Below are 21,136 nucleotides of genomic sequence, written 5' to 3'. Positions count from 1 at the left end.
GTGGGAGGCGGGGAACGGAACAGGCGCCCCCGAATCAGGATCCATACGGGCCTGACTTCGAGCACGTCCACCGAAGAATCGTTACAACACCCATCTCGGGTGCCGTTCGCGTTTCCGACGAGGGCACCGGCTCAATAACGAATGTGCTTCCCCCCGTCAACGATCAGCGACTCGCCGGTGACCAGGTCCATCGTCAGGAGGGTGAGGACGGCCTGCGCGATGTGGTCGGGGGTCGCGGTGGTGCGGAGGGGGACCGTGGCGCGCTCCGTGCGGGCGCGGCGGGCGAAGCGCTCTTCGCCGCGCAGGGCCGTCTGCCAGCGGGTGGCGACGGTGCCGGGGGCGAGGGCGTTGACGCGAACCTCGGGGGCGAGGGCGCTGGCGAGGTTGCGGGTGAGCTGCAGCAGGGCGGCCTTGCTGACGCCGTAGGCGATGGACGAACCCCCGGCGCGGTGGCCCGAGATGGAGGCGATGTTCACGATCGCGCCCCGGGAGGCGCGCAGGGCGGGGGCGAGGGCGCGGGCGCAGCGGAACGCGCCGACGACGTTGACCGAGCAACGTCGTGGCGAGAGCGTTGAGTTGGGCGGGTTGGGCGAGTCGTTCGGAGGGGCTCCGCGCGTCCGACACGTCCGCTCCTGTATTCCGTGGGATGGAATACCGTTCCGCATTCGCGGGTTCGATGCCGCCACACACCCCGGCCGCTGTGAACCCGGTCACACGAGGTTTCCGAGAGAAGTGGGGCGCGGGCCCCCAAAGCGGGCACCTAAACTGGGCGCATGACAGGGGAGGGTCGGCGAACGGCCGCCGACAAGACGCTGGATGTCCTGGAGGCGCTGGCCGAGCACGACAGCATCGCGGGCCTCTCACGGGCGACGCGGCTGCCGAAGCCGACCGTGCACCGGATCCTGCGGACGCTGGTCGAGCGGGGGTTCGCCCGCCAGACAAGCCACGGGAGTTACGCGGGCGGCCCCAGGATCCTCACGCTGATCGGCCGCCACCAGCGCGCCGCCGATCTGTCGGGGCAGGTGCGGCCCGCGCTCGACGAGCTGCGCAAACGCACGTCGTGGACCGTGCACTTCGCGCTGCTCTCGGGCCACGAGGCCGTGTACGCGGCCAAGTTGGAGGGCGACCGCCCCTATCACCTGGCGTCGCGCGTCGGGATGAGCCTGCCGCTGCACTCCACGTCGGTCGGCAAGGCGATCCTGGCTTCCCTGCCCGAGGAGACGGCGCGCGCGCTGCTCGCGCGGGCGGGCACGCCCGCGCGCACCGCGCGGACGCACACTGATCCCGAGGCGCTGCTCGCCGAGTTGGACGCGGTGCGGCGGCGCGGCTGGGCGGAGGACCACGAGGAGAACGAGGACGGCGTGATCGCCGTCGGCGCGCCCGTGTTCGACCACGGGGGGCAGGTGATCGGCGGGATCAGCGCGGCCGCGTTGAGCCACCCCGCCGACACCTCGGCCATGGCGGCCTGCGGCGAGGCCGTCGCGGAGTCGGCCCGGCACATCTCGCTCACCCTGGGCGCGCCGCCGCAGCGCTGCGACCTGGGCGGGGCAACGGGCTGACGCGCCCGGCGAGTTGGGCGATGAGTTGGACGGTGAGTCGACCGTTTTGCCGGTCGATGTACCGGCCACGCCGCCGTTCGCCCGGGTGACGTAGATTCGTGGTCTGTCGAGCTTGGCGCTGGGAAAGACCGGCGCCCGGAGCCCAAGGAGACCTCATGGCCGTATCCCTGTCCAAAGGCGGAAACATCTCCCTCACCAAGGAGGCGCCGGGCCTGACCGCCGTCACCGTCGGACTGGGCTGGGACGTCCGCGTCACCACCGGCGCGGACTTCGACCTCGACGCCAGCGCGATCGCCGTCAACCCCACGGGCCGCGTGTACTCCGACAGCCACTTCATCTTCTTCAACAACAAGCAGACCCCGGACGGCACAATCGTCCACCTCGGCGACAACCGCACGGGCGAGGGCGTGGGCGACGACGAGCAGATCCAGGTCGGCCTCGCGGGCCTGCCCGTCGACGTCGACAAGATCGTGTTCGCGGTCTCCGTCTACGACGCCGTGAACCGCGGCCAGAACTTCGGCCAGGTCCGCAACGCCTACATCCGCGTCCTCAACCAGGCGGGTGGCGCCGAGATCGCGCGCTACGACCTGAGCGAGGACGCCGCGACCGAGACGGCCATGGTCTTCGGCGAGCTGTACCGGAACGGCGCGGACTGGAAGTTCCGTGCGGTGGGGCAGGGCTACGCGTCCGGGCTCGAGGGCATCGCCAGGGACTTCGGCGTCGCGATCTGAACGCCCGGCACCTCCCGCCGCCCGGGCCGGGCGAGCCCCGTTGGGGCGGCAAGCCGCGGTGGGGCGGCGGGAGGCGGCGGTCCGCCGGGAGGCGTCGGGGCGGCGCGCGGGGAAGAGCTCACTCCGGCGCCCACGCCTCGCGCCTCGTCGTCACCGTCTCCCCCGTGCGCGCCGCCTCGACAATGGCCAGGCTGATGAGGTGGTCCTGGCACCCCCAGGCCAGCGGATACGGCTCCGGCCCCTCGCCGCGCACCCACGCGCCCATGCGGAACACCAGGTCCACCACGGCCAGATCGTCCTCGGAGAGCGCTCCCCCGAGATACGCGTTGCGGTAGATCACGCGGCCGTCGTAGCTGATGTGGTGCAGCTCGCGGCCCTCCAGGTTGAGGTCGGTGCCCGTCTGCCGCCGGATGAGCCGCGACTCGACGGGCGTGCGCGGGTCGGCCAGGCGCACAACGGTGTCGTCCACGATCTCGCCGAGCGACCCGCGCACCACCATGCGCCGGGCGCGCAGGGGATTCCACCACTGATTGTCGGTGAAGTCGTACAGGCCCATCCGGCCGCCGCCGAAGTCGATCATGGCGAGGGTCGTCGAGGCGTCCTTGGGCGTCGCGTCCCCCGACCAGCCCGCGGGCGAGAGCGGGTCGGCGAGCGGCGCCGTGAACGTACGGGCCGTGACCTCCGCGGGCTCGAAGCCCACGCCCAGCGTGTGCCGGACGAGGGAAACGGCATGGTAGAGGTGCGTGGACGACAGCTGCACCGAGGTGACATCGCCGATCGCCCCCTCGCGGAGCAGGGCGAGCCTGGCCGCGTGCCCCGGCATCAGCGGGTACTGCTCGGCGACCTGGACGAGCCCGCTCGCGCCGGTCTCCCGCCACATGCGGCGCAGCCCTTCGATGTCGGCCGCGGGCGGGGTCTCGGCCAGCACCGGAACGCCGAGGCGCACCAGCTCGGCGGTCGCGGACGCGGTCACCGACCAGGGGACGGACGGGATGACGAACTCGGGCCGCTCGCCCTGCGCGTTCACCAGCTCATCGGCGGTGCGGTACGAAGGAACGCCGAAGGCCGCCTCCGCCTCGGCGCCGCGCTCGGCGGTCCTGGTCACCACGCCCGTGACCGAGAGCCGGTCCGGCAGGGCGCGGGCCAGCCGCACGAAGAACTCCGAACGCCGCCCGCTGCCGATGAGGCCGAACCGTATCGGCCGAGAGGTCTCACTCACGGCGGGCAGCCTACCCACGACATCGGATGACAAGACGCCCCTTCCGTACGGGTGTCCGACCAGGGAAGATGTGCGGGATGTCCCCTCGGCCCCGGCGCGCACCGAAGCGCACGCGCCCAGCGCGCGCCGGAGCCCGCACGGAAGGTGAGCGCCGCCTTGGTCGAGCACCGCCTCGATCCGGCACCCGACACGGTGACCGACGTCTTCTCCGCCGATCTGCCGCCGGTGCTCTCCCTGGCTCCAGGGGACTCGGTCGTGGTCCGCTCCCTCGACGCCTCGGGGCATCTGGAGCGGCAGCGCACGCCGGGCGAGCCCGCCCCCACCCTGATCGAGGAACGCCGCGGGCACTGCCTCGCCGGGCCGATGGAGGTGCGGGGCGCCGCGCCTGGCATGGCACTTGCCGTGCGCCTCGACGCGCTGCGGCCCGACGCGTGGGGCTGGACCGTGGCGGGCGGGCGCGACACCCCGGTCAACCGGCGCCTCGGCCTGGTCGGTTCGGTCCCGACCTGGCTGCTGTGGGAGCTGGACGCCGAACGCGGCATCGGCACCGACCAGTTCGGGCACACGGTGCGGCTGGCCCCGTTCCTCGGGGTCATCGGCATGCCGCCGCCGGGGCCGGGCGAGCACTCGACGGTGCCGCCGAGGGTGTTCGGCGGCGGGAACATCGACTGCCGCGAACTCGTCGCGGGATCAACGCTGTTCCTGCCGGTGACGGTGAACGGCGCGCTGCTGTGCGTCGGCGACGGGCACGCGGCGCAGGGCGACGGCGAGGCGTCGGGCACGGCCATCGAGTGCGGCATGACGACGCGGCTGACGCTCGACCTGGTGCCCGAGCCCGCGCTGCCGACCGCGTACGCGGTGACCCCGGCGGGCCGGGTGACATTCGGTTTCAGCCCCGACCTCAACGAGGCGACGGGGCAGGCGCTTGAGGCGATGGTCACCTGGCTCGCGGCGCTGCTCGGCCTCACCCCCGCGGCTGCCCTGGCCCTCTCGAGCGCGGCGGTGCAGCTGCGGGTGACCCAAGTGGCCAATCAGACGTGGGGTGTTCACGCGCTGCTGCCCGAAGGGGCCATCTCCCCACGTGCCTCCCGCTGTTGAGGGCGCCGCCCTACGCGCTCGACGGCTTCCGCGTCCGAGGGAGCCCGGTGGCGGCGCGGGGCGGGTCCGCGACCGCTGCCGCGGGAGCGTTGCCGACGGAGGTGCGCAACGCCGTTGTGTCGGTGAGGAGTTGGGCTGCGCGTTGGTGGTCGCTCACGAGGGAGGCCGCGCCCGCCAGGCCCTCGGTGGCCAGGGCGGCGGCGCGGGGGTCGCCGAGCTCGCGGGCCACGGCGAGGCTCCTGGTGTGCAGGGCGCGGGCGCGTTCGGCGTCGCCGCGCAGCTCGGCGACGAAGCCCGCCTCGGCCAGCGGCAGGGCGAGGCCGCGGAACGGCACGCCGTAGTCGGCCGCGAGGCGCTCGTTCCACGCGAGCGCGCGGGCGAAGTGCTCGTCCGCCTCGGCGAGCCGCCCGGCGCGGCGCGCCACCATGCCGAGGCCGACGCGGGCGAACTCCTCGGCGAACGGGCTCGATTGCTCGGCCGCGCGGGCGCCCCCGGTGGGCGACGAGATCGGCGAGCAGCAGCTGCACCTTGCGCTCCGGCACCAGCACCGGCCGCCCCTCCGCGGTCCACACCGCAAGCGGCCCCAGCACTCCGAATCGCACGCGTTGACGCTGGTCGACCGCGCCGCGGGCCCCGGTGGCCACCATGAGCGTTCCGTCTACGGCCTGCCCGCGATCCTCAACGGCTGGGTGGACCGCACCTGAAACCACGGCTTCGCCGATGGCCGCAGCCAGCCGACGCCGCGCGGCAAGCGGGCGGTGTGGGTGGGCCTGATCGGCTACGGGGAGGAGCTGATCACCGCCCCCGGCTGGGACAAGCACCTGACGCGCCTGCTCAACGAGGGCATCCGCGCGTTCCGCTGCATCGACGACTCCGCGGTCCACCTCGTCTACGGCACGATCCCGGACACCCCGGGACCACGCGGACCGCGTCCTGGCCCGGGCGAAGACCGCCCTGGCGGCGACCCTCCCCGACCGGCGGAGAGCGCTCTCCCAGCTACCAGGAGAGCGCTCTCCGCGGGCCGGGAAAGGGAGAGCGCTCTCCACCCCTATCGGGAGAACGCTCTCCCGCTTACTCGCTTTGAACTTACTATGTCTGAGTTGAGTAAACTCGGCATAAGTATGGTCATGGCGAGAGAGGTGACGGGATGGCGGGGTTCGTGGGCCGGGTCGCGGAGCTCGCGGCGCTGGAGCGGCATCTGGCGTGGGTCAGGGACGGTCTCGGCGACCAGCGCGGACGGGCGTTGCTGCTGCGTGGGCGGCGCCGGGTCGGGAAGTCCCGGCTCGTGGACGTCTTCTGCGAGCGCTCCGGGGTGCCATATGTCGTGCACCAGGCCACCCGGGGCGAGGACCAGGACCGGGAGCGGGCCCGTTTCCTCGCCGAGGTCAGGCGCTCCTCGCTGCCCGGCACGGATCTGCTGGCCGGGATCACCGGCGTGGACTCCTGGGATACCGCTCTCCGACAGCTCGCGGCGGTGCTGCCCGACGACTCCCCCAGTGTCGTCGTGCTGGACGAGCTGCCCTGGCTGATCGAGGGCGACCCGGTGTTCGAGGGCACCCTTCAGACGGTGTGGGACCGGGTGCTCGGCCGGAAGCCCGTGCTGCTCGTCCTCATCGGCAGCGACCTGGCGATGATGGAGCAACTGGGCGCGTACGGCCGCCCGTTCCACCAGCGCGGGGTCGAGATGGTCCTGCCGCCGCTGTCGCCGCACGAGGTGATGCGGATGACGGGCCTGGCGCCCGCAGACGCCATCGACGCGCACCTGGTCACCGGCGGTCTGCCGTTGGTCTGCCAGGAGTGGCGGGAGGGCGAGAGCCGCGCGGACTTCCTCGCCCGCTCGTTCGACGATCCGACGTCGCCGCTGCTGGTGTCGGGAGAGCGCATGCTGGCGGCGGAGTTCCCCGCGGCCGTGCGGGCCCGGCAGGTGCTGGGGGTGATCGGCAGCGGGGAGCGGACGTTCAGCAGGATCGCTTCGGCGGCGGGGGGCGATGACCGGCCCCTGCCGCCCGGCTCGCTCAACCCCGTGCTGCGCGCCCTCGTCGGCAAGCGTCTTGTGGCGGTCGACACCCCGCTGTCGGTCAGGCCGGGCGACCGCGATCGGCGCTATCGCGTGGCCGACTCGTACCTCCGCTTCTGGCTGGCGTTCCTGGAGAGCGCTATCCCGGAGATCGAGCGCGGGCGGGGGCGGCTGGTGGCCGAGACGGTCGAACGCGGCTGGGCCTCGTGGCGGGGGCGGGCCGTGGAGCCGGTGGTGCGTGAGGCGCTGGGCAGGCTGCTGCCCGACGAGCGGTGGCCCGGGGTACGCGAGGTCGGCGGCTGGTGGCCGCGCACCAACAACCCCGAGGTGGACCTCGTGGGCGCCGACCGGGCGCCCGCGCGGGCCATCGCGTTCGTGGGGTCGGTCAAGTGGCGCGAGCAGCGGCCGTTCGACCAGCGGGCCCTGGGCGCGCTGGCCAGGGACGCGCTGGCCGTGCCCGGTGCGGACGGGGGCACGCCGTTGATCGCCGTGTCGCGGGCGGGCTTCACCACCGATGGCCTTGCGGCGGCGTACGGCCCGGAGCGGCTGGTGGAGGCGTGGGCGCCCTGACGGGATGGCGTCCTGAAGGGATGGCGTCCTGAAGGGATGGTGCCCTGACGGGATGGCGTCCTGACGGGGCGCGCCATGTCGCCTCAGCGCGCGATGAGTTGGGCCAGGGCCAGGCTGCCGATCACCACCACGGCGCCGCGCAGGACGGCCGGGCTCAGGCGGCGGCCGACCGAGGCGCCGATCTGGCCGCCGAGGGCGGAGCCCGCCGCGATCAGGGCGACCGCCGTCCAGTCGAAGTCGGCGACGAAGAGGAAGAAGAGGGCGGCGACGGAGTTGACGAGGGCGGCCAGGACGTTCTTGACGGCGTTGAGGCGCTGGGCCGTGTCGTCGATCGCCATGCCCATGAGGGAGAAGTAGATGATGCCCTGGGCCGCGGTGAAGTAGCCGCCGTAGACGCTCGCGAGCGTCAGGCCCGTGTACAGCAGCGGCCCGCCGTCCGGGCGCGACGGGCGGCCCGCGCGGGCGCGGCGGCGGCGGGACCAGGCGGCGATCCTGGGCTGGAGCAGGACGAGGACAAGGGCCACGGCGACCAGGACGGGGACGACCGTGTCGAACGCCGTGCTCGGCAGCGCGAGCAGCAGCGTCGCTCCGGTCAGGCCCCCGCACAGGGCCCCCGAGCCCAGCTTGACCAGGCGGCGCCGCTGCCCGGCGAGCTCCCTGCGGTAGCCGATGGCGCCGCTGATGGAGCCGGGTATCAGGCCGAGCGCGTTGGACACCACGGCGGTGACGGGTGGGACGCCGACGGCGAGCAGGACGGGGAAGGTGATCAACGTTCCTGAGCCGACGACGGTGTTGATCGCCCCCGCGCCGACGCCCGCGCCGAACACGGCGAGCAGCTCCGCCCCGGTCACGCGATCACCGGGGCCGTACGGCAGTTTGTTTCTCTGTGCACGTCAGGCAGGGTAGGCCGCCGGGGCGGGGCCGTGCTGGCAGTGGGGGCACCAGTAGGTGGGGCGGGGCCGTCCGGGCATGCCGTGGGTGTCGTCGGCGACGCGGATTCTGGCACCGCAGCTCTGGCAGGGTCGGCCCGCGCGGCCGTAGACGTGGAGGCGGCCCGCGCGGGGGTCGGCCGTGGTGGTGCGGTCGGGGCGTTCCCTGTTGGCCTCCATGAGGCGCCGGGCGGTGGCCACCAGGCGTGCGGGGTCGGGGAGTTCGCCGATGGGCAGCCAGGGGGTGGCGCCGACGGCGAAGCACAGCTCGGCCATGTACACGTTGCCGATGCCCGCGATGTTCCGCTGGTCGAGCAGCGCGTCGCCCAGCGGCCTCGCGGGGTCGGAGAGCAGGCGGGCCAGGGCCTCGTCCGGGTCCCAGTCGGGGCCGGGCGAGGCGAGCTGGGGGTCCCCCCGGCCGAAGGCTGAGAGAGGGTCGGGTCCAAGGTGACCGACGACGCAGTGCTCGTGGGCGGTGCGCAGCAGGTCGAGCACGGGGAGGCGGTAGCCGACGGCCGTGCGGTCCTCGGTGGCCAGGATGGCGCGGATCTGGTGGCCGGGCCCGCCGGTCCAGCGCTGACCAGCCGCGTAGACCCGCCACGCGCCGTCCATCCGCAGGTGGGAGTGAAGGGTGAGGCCCCCGTCGAAGCGGATCAGGAGGTGCTTGCCCCGCGGCACGACGCCGAGCACCTCGCGTCCCGCGAGGTCGGCGGTGGCGAGCCGGGGAACGCGCAGGTCCGACCGGATCAGGCGGTGACCGGCCAGCGCGGCGTCGAGGCGGCGGGCGGCCTGCCAGACGGTGTCTCCTTCGGGCATGTGTCCATGGTGCGGCAACGCGCCTCGACGCCAGCGCCCGTCGGCCGGTCGGCGCCCTGAGTCGACGCCCCGAGTCGACGCCCTCAGCGCCCCATGCGCAGCCCGTCGTCGGCCGCGCCCCTGCTGAGCACGGTCGCGGTGATGCTGTCGAGGGCGGCGGCGTGGGCGGCGTTGCCGGGGTTCTCGTCGAGGGCGCGCGGCAGGTTGACCAGGGTGATCGGGTCGTTGTCCACGGCGTGCGGGATGAACTCCGCCTTCCTCACGTCCCATGGCTCGCCCTCGGCGGCGGGCGGGGCGAACGTGAAGCGGGCGGCGGTGCCGTGCTGCCCGCGCGGGTCGTTCATGACACCGGCGATCTGGTCGCCCATGCCGTAGACGACCCAGGTGCCGTTCACCTTCTCGTACGCCTGAGGGACGTGCGCGTGGGTGCCGAGGATCAGGTCGATGTCGCGGCGCCCTTCCGTGGCCGACGCGGTCAACTGGTCGGCGAGGGAGAGCTGTGTCTCGTCGGGCTCCTCCTGCCACTCGGTGCCCCAGTGCATGCTCACCACGACGACGTCGGCGCCCTTCTCGCGGGCGGCGCGGGCGTCGGCGACGATGCGGTCGGGGTCGATGACGTTGACGAGCCAGTCCTGGCCCTCGGGGATGGGGATGCCGTTGGTGCCATAGGTGTAGGCGAGGTGGGCGACCTTGGCGCCGCCCGCCTCCATCATGGCCGGGGTGTCGCGCTCCTCAGGCGTGCGGGCCGAGCCCGCGTGGGCCAGGCCCGCGGCGTCCATGGCCTCCAGGGTGCGGCTCACGCCGTCGACGCCCGCGTCGAGGGTGTGGTTGGAGGCGGTGGAGCAGGAGTCATAGCCCACCTCCATGGTGGACTGGGCGAGTTGGGGTGGCGTCTGGAACAGCGGATAGCCGGTGAACGGGCCGCCGTCCGCGCCGTAGACGGTCTCCATGTGGCACACCGCGAGGTCGGCCTCCTCCACCAGGGGCTTCGCGTCCGCGAGCATGCGGCCGAAGTCGTGGCCCGCGCCGCCCGAGTCGGCCACCGCCTGGCGGATCACGGAGTCGTGGACCAGCAGGTCGCCCGTGGCCACCAGTGTGAACTCGGTCGCCCCGGCGTCGGCGGCCGACTTCTTTTCCGCGGGCGACGAGGGGGAGCCGTCCCCGCCGCAGGCGGCGAGGGCGGCGACGGTGAGCAGCAGGGCGCCGGTGAGCGCTGCGGATCCGGGGAGGGGAGGGTGCTGAGACACATGCGGCTCCATGCTCGTGTGACCTGAAGATCAGATAGTCATACTTATATGGAGAAACCGACCCATAAGGGTTCCCGGGAACGGCCCCCTCACCGCAACGGACGCCTCCCGCCACCCGGGAGGTACCGCCTACCATGAGCCACATGGACGACATACGAGGCGTTTCGCCCCACTCGCCCACCCCACCGAGCCGGTCCACGACACCGAGCCGGTCCACGACATCGAGCCAGCCCACCCCACCGAGCCAGCCCGTCTCACCGAGCCAGCCCGTCTCACCGAGCCAGCCCGTTCCCAATCCCCTGCGCGCGCTCACGCTCGATCAGCTGCGCGAGCGCACCAGCATGAAGTGGCGCGCCTACCCCCCCGATGTCCTGCCGCTGTGGGTGGCCGAGATGGACGTGCCGCTGGCCGAGCCCGTCGCCCGCGCGCTCACCGGCGCGGTGGCGCGCGGCGACACCGGCTACGCCTACGGCGACGCGTACGCGCGGGCGGTGTCGCGGTTCGCGGCGCGGCGGTGGGGCTGGGAAGGGCTCGACCCCGCGCGGGCGCGCCTGGTGCCTGATGTGATGCGGGGCGCCGTCGAGTTGTTCAAGCTGCTGACCGACCCGGGCGGCGCGGTCGTGGTCAACCCCCCGGTGTATCCGCCGTTCTACGCGTTCACCGAGCGGCACCTGGGCCGGCGGATCGTCGAGGCGCCGCTCGACGCCGCGCACCGCATCGACCCGGGGGCGCTCGCGGAGGCGTTCCGGCGCGCGACGGCGGGTGGGGCGCGCGCCGTCTTTCTGCTGTGCAACCCGCACAACCCCACGGGCGTCGCGCACTCCGCCGACGAGCTGGCCGAGGCGACCGCGCTGGCCGAACGGTACGGCGTGCGCGTGATCGCGGACGAGATCCACGCGCCCCTGGTGGCCGCGGGCGCGGGGTATGTGCCCTATCTGTCCGTTCCTGGGGCCGAGCGCGGCTTCTCGCTCGTGTCCGCGTCCAAGGGCTGGAACCTCGCGGGGGCCAAGGCCGCGCTCGCCCTCGCGGGTCCCGCGGCGGCCGACGAGCTGGCGCGAATCCCCGTGGAGGTGGGGCACGGGATGAGCCATCTGGGCTTTCTCGCGCACACCGCCGCGTTCGCCGAGGGCGAGCCCTGGCTCGACGCGCTGCTCGACGGGCTCGCCGAGAACCGCGCCCTGCTCGCCTCGCTCCTCGCCGAGCGGCTGCCCGAGGTGCGGTATCGGCCCACCGAGGCGACGTACTTCGCGTGGCTCGACTGCCGGGCGCTCGGCCTCGGCGACGACCCGGCGGACCGTTTCCTCGAACGGGGCAGGGTCGCGGTCAATCCGGGGCCCGCGTTCGGCACGGGCGGGGCAGGGCACGTCAGGTTCAACCTGGCCACGTCGCCCGAGATCATCGCCGAGGCCGTGCGCCGCATGGCCGCCGCGGTCTCGTCCGGCTAGGGGGCGTTTCTCGCCGCCTGAAACGTCAGGGCCGTTGCCCCCGACGCCTCGGGGCGCTTCGCCACAAGCCGCACGCGGTGCACGGAAGGGCCCCACACGGCGCGCAACTTGGCGTCGGTGACGGACCGTTCCTCCGTCTCGGCCCGGTAGCCCGCGGCGTCGAACCGCACCGCGAGCCGGTGCCCTTCGGGGCCGAGCAGGAGCGTGCCCGCGGCCTGGTCGACGGCGACGGGGCCCGTGGTGACCAGGTGAAGGGCCAGGTCGCCCGGCGGCTCGGCCAGGTGCCAGTCGTCCCGCACGGTCAGGGTCGCGGGCTTCGCTCCGCGCGCGAGGGTCAGCTCGCGCCGCCACGAGCGGACGCCCGCCTCCTGCGGCCACGCCCCTGCGAGGTCGAGGGTCAGCGTCGCGACGGTCGCGGAGAGCCGCGTGCACACGTCGGCCGCGGTGTGGTGGCGGCCCGCGGCCTGCTCGTGGCCGTCGATCAGCGGGAGGTTGTGCCAGGCCGAGCGCATGGTCCAGATGCGGTAGCGGTCGGGCCCGAACGTGCTCTTGTCGTAGGTCCCGACGCCTAGGTCGATGACGACGGGGCGGGCGTTGACGCCGACGATGAACGAGCCGACGTCGTTGTGGTTGTGCGACTCGTCGTTGTGGCCCGCCTTGGCCGCCAGGAACAGGCCGCCCGAGTCCCCGGCGTGCTCGCGCGCGGTGAGCACCTGGGTGTCGGGCAGCCAGGTCTGCCGGGGCAGGGGCGCGGCGGGGGGCGCGTGGCGGGCCTGGTGCCAGCTGTCGTCGATGAGCGGGGTGACAAGCCTGGCCAGCGAGTGGTCGGGGGCGTCGAGGTCGGTGGCGGGGGGCATCGCGGCGGCCTGGGCGCGCACCTCGGCGTCGCCGGTGCGCACGCCGTAGCGGTAGAGCAGCCCGGGCTCGGCGGCGCGCAGCAGGGGGCGGCCGTCGGCGAAGTTGACGTACCACTCGCCGCCGAGGTGGGCGGCCACGGGGTAACGGGCCATGCTGGCGACGACGGGCAGCCGGAACGCGCCGTCCTCGCCCGTGGCGGACGCGAGGTGTTCGAGGCACTCGAAGAACGAGGCCGCCGCGCGCCACCAGTAGTGGATGCCCTCGTCGCAGCCGCCGTCGGCGGGCACCGAGGCGAGGTAGCGGTCGAGGGCGGCGACGGCGCGGGCGACGCCGGACGCCTGGGTGCCGGGGTCGTCGTCGAGGATGAGGGTGGCGGGCAGGACGTTGGAGAGGATCCAGGGCGTCCAGTTGTTGAGCGGCTCGCCGCGCAGGCCGAGCCAGGGCCAGTCGCGTTCGCGGAACGGCACCAGGACGCGGTGGCGCACCTCGGCCTCGATCGTCCCGCGCTCCTCGGGCGGCAGCTCGTCGCCGACGAGCAGCGAGGTGAACGCCAGCAGCCCCGCCGTCTCGGCGGCGAACAGGTCGAGGGTGGGCCGGTCGGGGTCGGGCGCGGGGATCCCCCCGGGGCCCGTCGAGCGCTCGTGCGCGGGCACGCACCACGTCGGCTCGCCGCACAGCTCCCGCACGCCCTCGATCAGCTGGTCCGTGGCCGCGCCAGGGCCCGCGAGCAGCGTGCGCACCACGGCCGCGGCCATCCTGGAGCGGCGGGCGAAGTGCGGGCCCTCGTGGTGCACCCGGTCCCCGCGCGCGCCGAACGCCTCGAAGCCGTCGGGCGGCAGCGGCGGCCACGCCCCGGCCAGGCGCTCATCGGTCCAGCGCTCCAGGCGCGCGCGGGGCGCGGCGGGCACGCGCCCCCAGGCGGCGCGGTCGGCCGCGGGCGGCAGCGGGCGCCAGGTGCCGGGGCGGGGCAGGGCCGCGGCGATGCGGTCGGCGGGGAGCAGGTCGGAGAGCGGGCGGTCGGACACGGGGGGATCCTCCTGGTGGCGCTGCGGTGCGCCGCGCGGGGGACGTCGTGCGCACCCGGCGCGGCACCGCTCCCCTACCCCGGTGGCGGGCTCATACGACGGTTTCGCCGTCCACTTCCGTGGTGACGCGCTGGTGTGCGAAACACAGGTCGCCCTTCACCTTGAACGCGGCTTCGAGCGGGTGGGGATATGACCAGGCCACGTCGTCGATGCGCAGTCCCTCGCCGGTGTAGGACCAGTAGGAGGCCGTTCCCTTGTAGGGGCACACGGCGCGCGTGGGGCTCTCGGTCACCAGATCGAGGCGTACGTCCTCGACGGGGATGTAGTACCGGTTGGGCAGCCCGGTCTCGCTCAGCAGCCTGGGCCTGTCGGTCTCGGCCAGCACGCGGTCGTCGAGCAGCACCCGCACATGCCCGCTGCTCTGCCGCACGTCCACGCGGTGGTAGAGGTCGCGCAGGTGTCCCTCGACGCGCTCGTCCTCGTCGTACCAGGCGTCGGCCGCCTCCCAGTAGGGCGCGAGGTGCCCGGCGAGCCAGGCGGACTCCGGGCGGGGTCGCTCGTAGGCCCAGACGGCGTTCTCGGCGCGGCGGTCGCCCACGGCGATGGTCCAGTAGGAGGCGTCGCCCTTGAACGGGCAGGAGGTGCTGTGCTCGGTGCGCTCCAGCAGCTCGTGGTCGACGTCCGCGGTGGGGACGTAGAGCTGGGGCAGCAGGCCGGTCTCGTAGAGGAGCGTGCCGTCGCGCGTGTCGAGGACGATCGCGCCGCCGAACTCGGCGCGCACCCGGCGCGGGAACGGGGTCATGAGGAGGCGGTGCTCTGGCCCTTCGATCGTGTAGTTGACGGTCTCGGGCGGGGTCGTGGAGAGGGGTCCTTGGGCGTGGGTCAGTGTCACGTTCCATGCCAATCGCTCGCCTGGGCGCCCGCACCGCGCGGGCGCCCGGGCGACGACGTTAGCCGGAGACGCTAGCCCTCCTCGATCGCCGCGCGGCGCAGCTGCGCCGCGCGCACGCGCTTCACGTCGAGCTTGGTCGTGCGGTCGAAGCGGTAGACGCCGTTCTGCTCCTGGAACACGTCGGTGAGCTGCGTGTAGCAGTAGCCGAACATGCCGGGGTCGCCGAGCAGCACGCCGGTCAGGCCCTCGAAGCGGGCGTGGAACTCCTCCTCGTCGCGCGGCCGGTCGCCATACCCCCACGACGCGGTGCGGTCGTCGCCCGCGGCCGTCGCGGCGGCCTCGGGGTCCCACCAGATGCCGCCGAACTCGCTGACGAAGTACGGCTGTCCGCGGTAGGGCAGCGAGTACGCGGTGCCGTCGGCGTGGCGGTTGGTGTAGGGGGCGCCGTCGGCGAGCCCGGCCTGCTCGCGGGCGAACGCGGCGGGGTCCTGCTCGTAGGAGTGCGCGTCGTAGACGTCGGTCTCGGCGACGCGGTGGGCGTAGCCCGAGGCGTCGACGACCGGGCGCGTGGTGTCGAGGGCCTTGGTGGCCAGGAACATCGCGCGGGTGACCGAGTCGAGCTGGGTGACGCGGTCGTGGAGCTTCTGGTAGGTCTCGTTGAGCGGGCACCAGCCGATGATCGAGGGGTGGCTGTAGTCGCGCTCGATCGCCTCGAGCCACTGGCCGACGTAGGAAGCGTCGGGCTGCTGGTTGTCGCCCGACGAGCCGCCGACCTCGCAGCCCCAGTCGCCGAACTCGCCCCACACCAGGTAGCCGAGCCGGTCGGCGTGGTAGAGGAAGCGCTCCTCGAAGACCTTCTGGTGCAGCCGCGCGCCGTTGAAGCCCGCCGCCATGGCCAGCTCGATGTCGCGCACCAGGGCCTCGTCGGTGGGCGCGGTCATCAGCCCGTCGGGGTACCAGCCCTGGTCGAGCACGAGGCGCTGGAAGACGGTGCGCCCGTTGAGCGTGATCGCCTTGCCGCGGATGCCGACCGCGCGCAGCCCCGCGTAGCTCTCCGCGGCGTCCACCTCGACGCCCTCGGCGTCGAGCAGCGCGAGCCGCAGCCCGTACAAGTGCGGGTCGTCGGGGCTCCACACGCGGCGCCGGTCATCGGGCACCGGCAGATACAGGCGGGGCGCGAGGTCGAGGTCGGCGCGCGCCTCGGCGCGCGCCACCTCGCCGTCGGCGTCGGTGAGGACGGCGGCGACGCGGTAGCCCTCGCGGTTGCCCGAGAGCGGCAGCTCCAGGTGGAACGCCGAGCCCGCCAGGTCGGGGGTGATCCGGGGGCGGCGCAGGTGCAGGTCGGCCACCGGCTCCAGCCACACCGTCTGCCAGATGCCGGTGACGCGCGTGTAGTTGCAGTCGTGGTTGGCGTACTTGATCGCCTGCTTGCCGCGCGCCTGGGGGCCCGACTTGGGGTCGCGGGCCCTGACGGTGATCACGGCCCGCTCGCCCGGCTCGGCGACGCCGTCCAGGTCGGCGGTGAACGGGGTGAAGCCGCCGCGGTGGCGGGCGACCTCGGTGCCGTTGACCCACACGGTGGTGTCGTAGTCGACGGCCCCGAAGTGCAGCAGCACGCGCCGCCCGGCCCACTCGGCGGGCAGCGTCACGGCGCGGCGGTACCAGACGGCGTGGAGGAAGTCCGTCTCGCCTAGGCCCGAGAGCTCGGACTCCGGCGGGAAGGGGACCAGGATCTCGCCGCTCAACTCGCGGTCGGTCAGCCCCCTTTCGAGACCGCTGTCACCGCGGTCGAGCTCGAACTGCCAGGTGCCGTTCAGGTTCAGCCAGTCGTGACGGGCGAACTGCGGGCGCGGGTACTCCGGACGGGGTACGGCGGAGTGAGAGGGCACGGGTGCTCCTGGGGGGATACGGGTTGAGCAGGTGGAACCGGGCGGGTGAAGCGAGTCGGCGGCGCGCGGGGGTCGGCCTCACGTCCCGCCGAGTCCTGTGGTGGCGACCGACCGGACGATGCGCCGCTGGAACAGCAGGAAGACCGCGATCAGCGGCAGCGCCGCCAGCAGCGCGGACGCCATCGACTGCGCGTAGACGGTGCCATAGGTGTCCCTCACGGTGGCGAGCCCGACCGGCAGGGTCATCAGGTCGGAGTCGTTCGTCACGATGAAGGGCCACAGGAAATTGTTCCAGGCGCCGATAAACACGAAGATGCCCACCGCCGCCACGATCGGCCGGGACAGCGGCAGCACGATCGACCAGAAGACCCGCAGGTCGGAGGCGCCGTCGATGCGGGCGGCCTCCTCCAGCTCGCGCGGGATCCCGTCGAAGAAGCGCTTGAGGATGAAGACCATCATCGGGGCGACGATCTGCGGCAGGATCACGGCCCAGTAGGTGTCCACCAGGTCGAACGCCAGCATCTGCCGGAACAGCGGCACGATCAGCAGCTGCGGCGGCACCATGATCGACGCGACCGTCAGCGCCATGAGCGCGCGCCGCCCGCGGAACGTCCCGCGCGAGAAGCCATACGCCGCCAGCGTCGAGATCGCGACAGTCAGCGCCGTCACGACGGCGGCGATCAGCAGGCTGTTGAACGCCCAGACCGGCAGGTTGCCCCGGTCGAAGACCTCCCGGTACGACTCCAGCGTGAAGGCGCCCTTGAACGGCGAGAGCCCCGGCGTCGTGACATCCGCCTCGCTCTGGAACGACGTGACCACCGCCCACACGAACGGCAGCAGCCACACGGCGGCCATCACGACCAGCGCGGTCCCGCCAAGCACACGCGGCCACCGCCCCGCGCCAAGCAGCATCGGGGAGCCCTGCGCCTCACGGGGAGCGCGGCGCCGCGGGGGACGAACGGAAGCGCGGGGCGGGGAAGAGGGCCGGGAAGAAACAGTCGCGGACACGGTCAGTCCCCCTGCCGGAAGAAGCGGAGCTGCGCGATCGAGACGACGATGACGATCGCGAAGAAGAGGTACGAGATGGACGACGCGTAGCCGAGCCGGTAGCCGGTAAAGCCGACGTCGTAGATGTACTCGAGGATCGGCCGGGTCGACTCGTTCGGGCCGCCCTTGGTCAGGATGTAGATCTGGTCGAACACCTTGAGCGAGGCCAGGATCTGGAGCATCACCACCAGGCCCGTCGTCCGGCGCAGCTGCGGCAGCACGACCGACCACAGCCGCCGCCACGCGCCCGCCCCGTCGAGCGCCGCCGCCTCGTGGAGGGTGTCGGGGAGCGACTGGAGCGCGGCGAGGTAGAGCAGGAAGTTGAACCCCACCGTCCACCAGATGGTCAGCACGGCGATCGACCACATCGCCACCGACTCGTCCGAGAGCCAGCCCACCGGCTCCAGGCCGATCGCCGTCACCAGCTCGTTCCCCATGCCGAGATCGGGCTGGTAGAGCCAGCTCCAGATGAGCGTCACCACGGTCACGGGCAGCAGGTAGGGAGCGAAGAACGCCAGCCGCCACACCCACTGGCCCGCGAGCCCGGTGTGCACGAGCAGCGCCATGGCCAGGGCGATCAGCACCAGCGGGAGGCTGGATATCAGCGTGAAGAACACCGTGTTCCCCAGGCTGCTCCACACGTCCGGGTCGCCGAACGCCTCCGCGTAGTTGTCGAACCCGACAAAGCTCGTGCCGCGCAGCGACAGCGACTCGTCGGTGAAGCTCATCCAGATCCCGTAGACGATCGGCCACACCATGAACAGGGCGAACGCCGCCGTGAACGGCAGCACGAAGAACAGCCCGGTGCGCGAGCGCCTGCCCGGTCCCCCGGGCGCGGCCCCGGTCACGGCGGGGCGTGCGGCGCGCTCCCGCGCGGCCCCCTCGCCCACGGCCCTTCGGCCCGCGGCGCCTGTCGAAGCGGTGGTACTCACGTAAGTCGCTCCCTCGTACTCGCTGACTCGCTGACTCGCTCGGCCCGCCGTCAGGCGACCGGGTTGGGCTGGTCGAGGAGGGTGCGGGCCTCGGAGATCATCCGGTCCACCGCCTGCTCGGCCGAGGAGTTGCCGAGCAGCATCGACTGGAGCTGCTGGCTCATGGCGTTCTGGAAGTTCGACCCGGCGCCCGCGAACCAGTTCGCCGGGTCGAGGACGACGAACTCACCGGCCTCGGCATAGGAGGACTGCGGCGTCAGCTCGGCGTACCCGGGCTGGGAGATCACCGGCTGGTACGCCGGGATGTGGCCAGCCCCCGCCCAGGTCAGGCTGTCCTTGATCATGCTGGCCACATAGCGGTGGGCCTCGCGGCGCCGCTCGGCGTCGGGCCGCTCCTGGCGCGGCAGCACAAACGCGTGCGAGTCGGCGTACGCGGCGGGCTGCTCGAAGACCTGTGGATAGGGCGCGGCGCCCAGGGGTATCCCCGACTCCCGCAGCGTCGGCAGCTCCCACTCCCCCGACATCAGCATTCCGGCGCGCCCGCCCATGAACGCGGCCATCGCGCCGTTGTAGTCGAGCCCTCCGGGGTTGGGGCCGCCGCCGTAGAGCTCCCGGATGAACGACGCCACGCGCACCGCCTGGTCCCGGTCGACCCGGGGGGTGCCGCCGTCGGGCAGCGTGAACTCCGCGCCGGTCTGGGAGTAGAGGCCGAAGAACTGCCGCCAGTTCTGCGCGGTGTCGTTGACATGGCCGAAAACAATGCCCTGGCCGCCGCTCGCCCCGGCCAGCGCCTCGCCCGCGGCGATGAGCGCTTCGGGCGAGCCGAGCGGCGCCAACTGCCCGTCGGAATCCAGCAGTCCGGCCTGATCGGCGAGGTCGGTGTTGAAGAACACGATAAACGGGTGCGTGTCGAGCGGGATCCCGTACACCCTTCCCTCGTGCTGCACACGGCCCCAGATCGCGGGCGTGAAGTCACGCTCGGTGACGCCGAACTCGGCCAGCAGGTCGAGGTCCCACGGGTCGAGCAGCCCGCCCGGCGCATATCCGGCGAGCCGGGAGAGGTGCAGCACGGCCACGTCGGCGGCCCGGCCGCCCGCCGCCGACATCGCGAGCTTCGTGTAGTACGAGGCGCCCCACTCCAGGATGGTCCGGTCGACCGTGAAGCCGTCGGGCCCCGATGAGACGGACGCGATCATCTCGTCCATCAGCATGCCGTCGCCACCCTGGAACGGATCCCACACCTGGAGCGACGAGGCCCCTGTCGATGCGGCGGGCGAGGCACACGAGGCGAGCGACCCGGTGGCGAGCAGCGCGCCCGTCCCGGCGAGGCCCGCGCGCAGCAGGCCCCGGCGGCTGAACCCGCGGGCGGGGGAAGGAAGGCTCATCGTCGACCCTTTCAGGCTCGGTCGGACGCCCACCCGAACACGGAGAGTGAACCTGGGGCGGCCGTTGTCCCGATCCCGTTTTTACATCGATGTACATGGCCTGTAAAGGTCTAGTGCCGCGTCAGGCGGGGTTTGCCCGCGACGGGGCGAACCTTGCCTGATGCGGCACTAGGCCGTGACCGGTGCGCGCCACCGCCCCCGCCGCGGTCGCGCGGCCCCCTGAGCATGCCCGGAGACCCCGTGACGCCGTGCCGCCCGTCGTTCGCGAGAGCTACGATCGTCGGGTCCTGTGTCGGGGTGGGTGGTAAGGGGTGTGCGGTGGCGAGGCCGAGGATCAAGGACGTGGCGCGGCTCGCCGGAGTCTCGGAGAAGACCGTCTCCAATGTGATCAACGACTACGAGCACGTCTCCGACCGCACCAGGGCCGCGGTCAGGCAGGCGATAGACGAGCTGGGGTACCGGGTCAACCTCGCGGGCCGCCATCTGCGGCGCGGGCGCACCGGGATCATCGCGCTGATCCTTCCGGAGCTGGACTTCTCCTACTTCGGCGAGGTCGCGACGCATGTGATCGCCGAGGCCGAGCGGCGCGGCCTGACGGTGCTGGTGCACCAGACGCTGGCCGACCGGCAGCACGAGCTGACCGCGTTGGACGGCTTCGGCTCGGACTTCGTGGACGGCCTGCTGATGTCGCCGCTGGCGCTCACGGCGGACGACGTGGCCGAACGCGGCGGGCACCTGCCCGTGGTGCTGCTCGGCGAGCTGATCCAGGAGGGCGCCGACCACGTCGCGATCGACAACGTCCTGGCCACCCGCGAGGCCACCGAGCACCTCATCGGCATCGGCCGCCGCTCGATCGTGGCCGTTGGCGGCAAGGAGGCGGGCGGCCCCGAGCCCGCGACGACGGGCACGGCGCAGGTCCGCACGCGCGGCTTCCGCGAGGCGCTCCAGGCGGCGGGCCTGCCCTACGACCCGGCCGCGGTGCTGCCGGTGCGGCAGTTCAGGACGCCGGACGGGGCGGCCGCGGTGGAACGGCATCTGGCCGATGGCCACAGGCCCGACGCGATCCTGTGCCTCAACGACCAGATGGCCCTCGGCACGCTCCGCGCGCTGCACGAGCGGGGCCTTAGGGTGCCCGACGACGTGGCGGTGGTGGGGTTCGACGACGTGGAGGCGGGGCGTTTCAGCGTGCCGTCGCTGACCACGATCGCGCCGGACAAGGCGGCGGTGGCGCGGGTCGCGGTGGAGCTGCTGGTGGACCGGATCGCGGCGCGCGCCGAAGGGCTTCCCCCGGTGCCCCCGAGGAACCGGGTGGTGCCGCACCGCCTCGTGGTGCGGGAGAGCACGGGCGGGCCGCGCTGAGCGCTCCCTTGTCACCGGCCTGTCATCGGGCTTCCGCCGCCGGACCGCAACGGTCGTGCGACAAGGCCCCGTTGCCCCTTTCCGCCCGGGCAGCGCTCTGGGATCGTCGGAGCAGGGT

The 21,136-nt window shown here is 73.1% G+C and carries 19 protein-coding genes; 7 read left to right on the top strand and 12 right to left on the bottom strand.

The annotated features are described in order from the left end of the window. Positions 1-131: 131 nt before the first annotated feature. Positions 132-665 (bottom strand): SDR family NAD(P)-dependent oxidoreductase, encoded by a 534-nt coding sequence (locus DEH69_RS03255; RefSeq protein WP_113685329.1) that lies wholly within the window; start codon positions 663-665, stop codon positions 132-134. Positions 666-773: 108 nt separating this feature from the next. Between DEH69_RS03255 and DEH69_RS03250 the strand changes: the two genes are divergently transcribed. Beyond that, positions 774-1,559: an IclR family transcriptional regulator gene (locus DEH69_RS03250; RefSeq protein ID WP_113685328.1), complete on the top strand. Its 786-nt coding sequence runs from the start codon at positions 774-776 to the stop codon at positions 1,557-1,559. A 155-nt stretch (positions 1,560-1,714) separates the two neighbouring features. Then, positions 1,715-2,290 carry a TerD family protein gene (locus DEH69_RS03245; protein ID WP_113685327.1) on the top strand — a complete coding sequence of 192 codons (576 nt, stop codon included), beginning with the start codon at positions 1,715-1,717 and terminating at the stop codon, positions 2,288-2,290. Between the two features lie 118 nt (positions 2,291-2,408). Here the strand turns inward: DEH69_RS03245 and DEH69_RS03240 are convergent, their stop codons facing one another. Continuing rightward, positions 2,409-3,509, bottom strand: coding sequence for a Gfo/Idh/MocA family protein (locus DEH69_RS03240; RefSeq protein WP_113685366.1), 1,101 nt, complete (start codon positions 3,507-3,509; stop codon positions 2,409-2,411). 144 nt (positions 3,510-3,653) lie between these two features. On the opposite strand from DEH69_RS03240, the gene DEH69_RS03235 reads away from it, so the two are divergent. Further along, a complete protein-coding gene (locus DEH69_RS03235; protein ID WP_258534396.1) occupies positions 3,654-4,607 on the top strand; it encodes an acetamidase/formamidase family protein in 954 nt (317 codons plus the stop codon). Between the two features lie 10 nt (positions 4,608-4,617). Here DEH69_RS03235 and DEH69_RS03230 read toward each other — a convergent pair whose 3' ends face one another. After that, positions 4,618-5,034 (bottom strand): hypothetical protein, encoded by a 417-nt coding sequence (locus DEH69_RS03230; RefSeq protein ID WP_113685326.1) that lies wholly within the window; start codon positions 5,032-5,034, stop codon positions 4,618-4,620. On the opposite strand from DEH69_RS03230, the gene DEH69_RS03225 reads away from it, so the two are divergent. Together DEH69_RS03225 and DEH69_RS03220 are read left to right on the top strand one after the other, a co-directional pair. Beyond that, positions 5,033-5,311: a hypothetical protein gene (locus DEH69_RS03225; protein WP_147255349.1), complete on the top strand. Its 279-nt coding sequence runs from the start codon at positions 5,033-5,035 to the stop codon at positions 5,309-5,311. The genes DEH69_RS03230 and DEH69_RS03225 overlap by 2 nt on opposite strands. Before the next feature lie 443 nt (positions 5,312-5,754). After that, positions 5,755-7,194, top strand: a complete 1,440-nt coding sequence (locus DEH69_RS03220) for a DUF234 domain-containing protein (protein ID WP_113685324.1) — start codon at positions 5,755-5,757, stop codon at positions 7,192-7,194. Between the two features lie 83 nt (positions 7,195-7,277). On the opposite strand, the gene DEH69_RS03215 is transcribed toward DEH69_RS03220, so the two are convergent. The 3 genes from DEH69_RS03215 to DEH69_RS03205 all read right to left on the bottom strand — a co-directional run bounded on the left by DEH69_RS03215 (position 7,278) and on the right by DEH69_RS03205 (position 10,186). Beyond that, complete coding sequence (locus tag DEH69_RS03215; RefSeq protein ID WP_113685323.1) at positions 7,278-8,045, bottom strand: sulfite exporter TauE/SafE family protein; 768 nt, start codon at positions 8,043-8,045, stop codon at positions 7,278-7,280. Between the two features lie 42 nt (positions 8,046-8,087). Further along, positions 8,088-8,939 (bottom strand): DNA-formamidopyrimidine glycosylase family protein, encoded by an 852-nt coding sequence (locus DEH69_RS03210; protein WP_113685322.1) that lies wholly within the window; start codon positions 8,937-8,939, stop codon positions 8,088-8,090. A gap of 83 nt (positions 8,940-9,022) precedes the next feature. Continuing rightward, positions 9,023-10,186: a CapA family protein gene (locus DEH69_RS03205; protein ID WP_258534395.1), complete on the bottom strand. Its 1,164-nt coding sequence runs from the start codon at positions 10,184-10,186 to the stop codon at positions 9,023-9,025. A 143-nt stretch (positions 10,187-10,329) separates the two neighbouring features. Between DEH69_RS03205 and DEH69_RS03200 the strand changes: the two genes are divergently transcribed. Beyond that, positions 10,330-11,631, top strand: coding sequence for a MalY/PatB family protein (locus DEH69_RS03200; RefSeq protein WP_220131167.1), 1,302 nt, complete (start codon positions 10,330-10,332; stop codon positions 11,629-11,631). Here DEH69_RS03200 and DEH69_RS03195 read toward each other — a convergent pair. From DEH69_RS03195 to DEH69_RS03170, 6 genes are all read right to left on the bottom strand, one after another. Then, a complete protein-coding gene (locus tag DEH69_RS03195; RefSeq protein ID WP_113685319.1) occupies positions 11,628-13,514 on the bottom strand; it encodes a heparinase II/III family protein in 1,887 nt (628 codons plus the stop codon). The two genes, DEH69_RS03200 and DEH69_RS03195, sit on opposite strands and share 4 nt — an antisense overlap. Positions 13,515-13,605: 91 nt before the next feature. Further along, a complete protein-coding gene (locus DEH69_RS03190; RefSeq protein ID WP_220131166.1) occupies positions 13,606-14,406 on the bottom strand; it encodes a DUF427 domain-containing protein in 801 nt (266 codons plus the stop codon). A gap of 71 nt (positions 14,407-14,477) precedes the next feature. Continuing rightward, a complete protein-coding gene (locus DEH69_RS03185) occupies positions 14,478-16,295 on the bottom strand; it encodes a glycoside hydrolase family 2 protein (protein WP_113685318.1) in 1,818 nt (605 codons plus the stop codon). Between the two features lie 78 nt (positions 16,296-16,373). After that, positions 16,374-17,303 carry a carbohydrate ABC transporter permease gene (locus DEH69_RS03180; RefSeq protein ID WP_258534394.1) on the bottom strand — a complete coding sequence of 310 codons (930 nt, stop codon included), beginning with the start codon at positions 17,301-17,303 and terminating at the stop codon, positions 16,374-16,376. Between the two features lie 2 nt (positions 17,304-17,305). Next, positions 17,306-18,190, bottom strand: coding sequence for a carbohydrate ABC transporter permease (locus DEH69_RS03175; RefSeq protein ID WP_258534402.1), 885 nt, complete (start codon positions 18,188-18,190; stop codon positions 17,306-17,308). Between the two features lie 134 nt (positions 18,191-18,324). Further along, positions 18,325-19,659: an extracellular solute-binding protein gene (locus tag DEH69_RS03170; RefSeq protein ID WP_113685315.1), complete on the bottom strand. Its 1,335-nt coding sequence runs from the start codon at positions 19,657-19,659 to the stop codon at positions 18,325-18,327. Positions 19,660-19,977: 318 nt separating this feature from the next. On the opposite strand from DEH69_RS03170, the gene DEH69_RS03165 reads away from it, so the two are divergent. After that, positions 19,978-21,018, top strand: coding sequence for a LacI family DNA-binding transcriptional regulator (locus DEH69_RS03165; protein ID WP_113685314.1), 1,041 nt, complete (start codon positions 19,978-19,980; stop codon positions 21,016-21,018). Positions 21,019-21,136 lie beyond the last annotated feature (118 nt).

It is taken from the genome of Streptomyces sp. PT12, assembly GCF_003311645.1.
Classification (GTDB): domain Bacteria; phylum Actinomycetota; class Actinomycetes; order Streptomycetales; family Streptomycetaceae; genus Streptomyces.
The sequence above is the reverse complement of the archived record's forward strand: the minus strand, read 5'-3'. Positions and strand labels throughout refer to the sequence as shown.

Coding starts and splice junctions, on each gene's coding strand:
- DEH69_RS03255 (WP_113685329.1), bottom strand. CDS start 665: ATGCGGAACGGTATTCCATCCCACGGAATACAGGAGCGGACGTGTCGG.
- DEH69_RS03245 (WP_113685327.1), top strand. CDS start 1,715: ATGGCCGTATCCCTGTCCAAAGGCGGAAACATCTCCCTCACCAAGGAG.
- DEH69_RS03250 (WP_113685328.1), top strand. CDS start 774: ATGACAGGGGAGGGTCGGCGAACGGCCGCCGACAAGACGCTGGATGTC.
- DEH69_RS03220 (WP_113685324.1), top strand. CDS start 5,755: ATGGCGGGGTTCGTGGGCCGGGTCGCGGAGCTCGCGGCGCTGGAGCGG.
- DEH69_RS03225 (WP_147255349.1), top strand. CDS start 5,033: ATGCCGAGGCCGACGCGGGCGAACTCCTCGGCGAACGGGCTCGATTGC.
- DEH69_RS03230 (WP_113685326.1), bottom strand. CDS start 5,034: ATGGTGGCGCGCCGCGCCGGGCGGCTCGCCGAGGCGGACGAGCACTTC.
- DEH69_RS03200 (WP_220131167.1), top strand. CDS start 10,330: ATGGACGACATACGAGGCGTTTCGCCCCACTCGCCCACCCCACCGAGC.
- DEH69_RS03170 (WP_113685315.1), bottom strand. CDS start 19,659: ATGAGCCTTCCTTCCCCCGCCCGCGGGTTCAGCCGCCGGGGCCTGCTG.
- DEH69_RS03210 (WP_113685322.1), bottom strand. CDS start 8,939: ATGCCCGAAGGAGACACCGTCTGGCAGGCCGCCCGCCGCCTCGACGCC.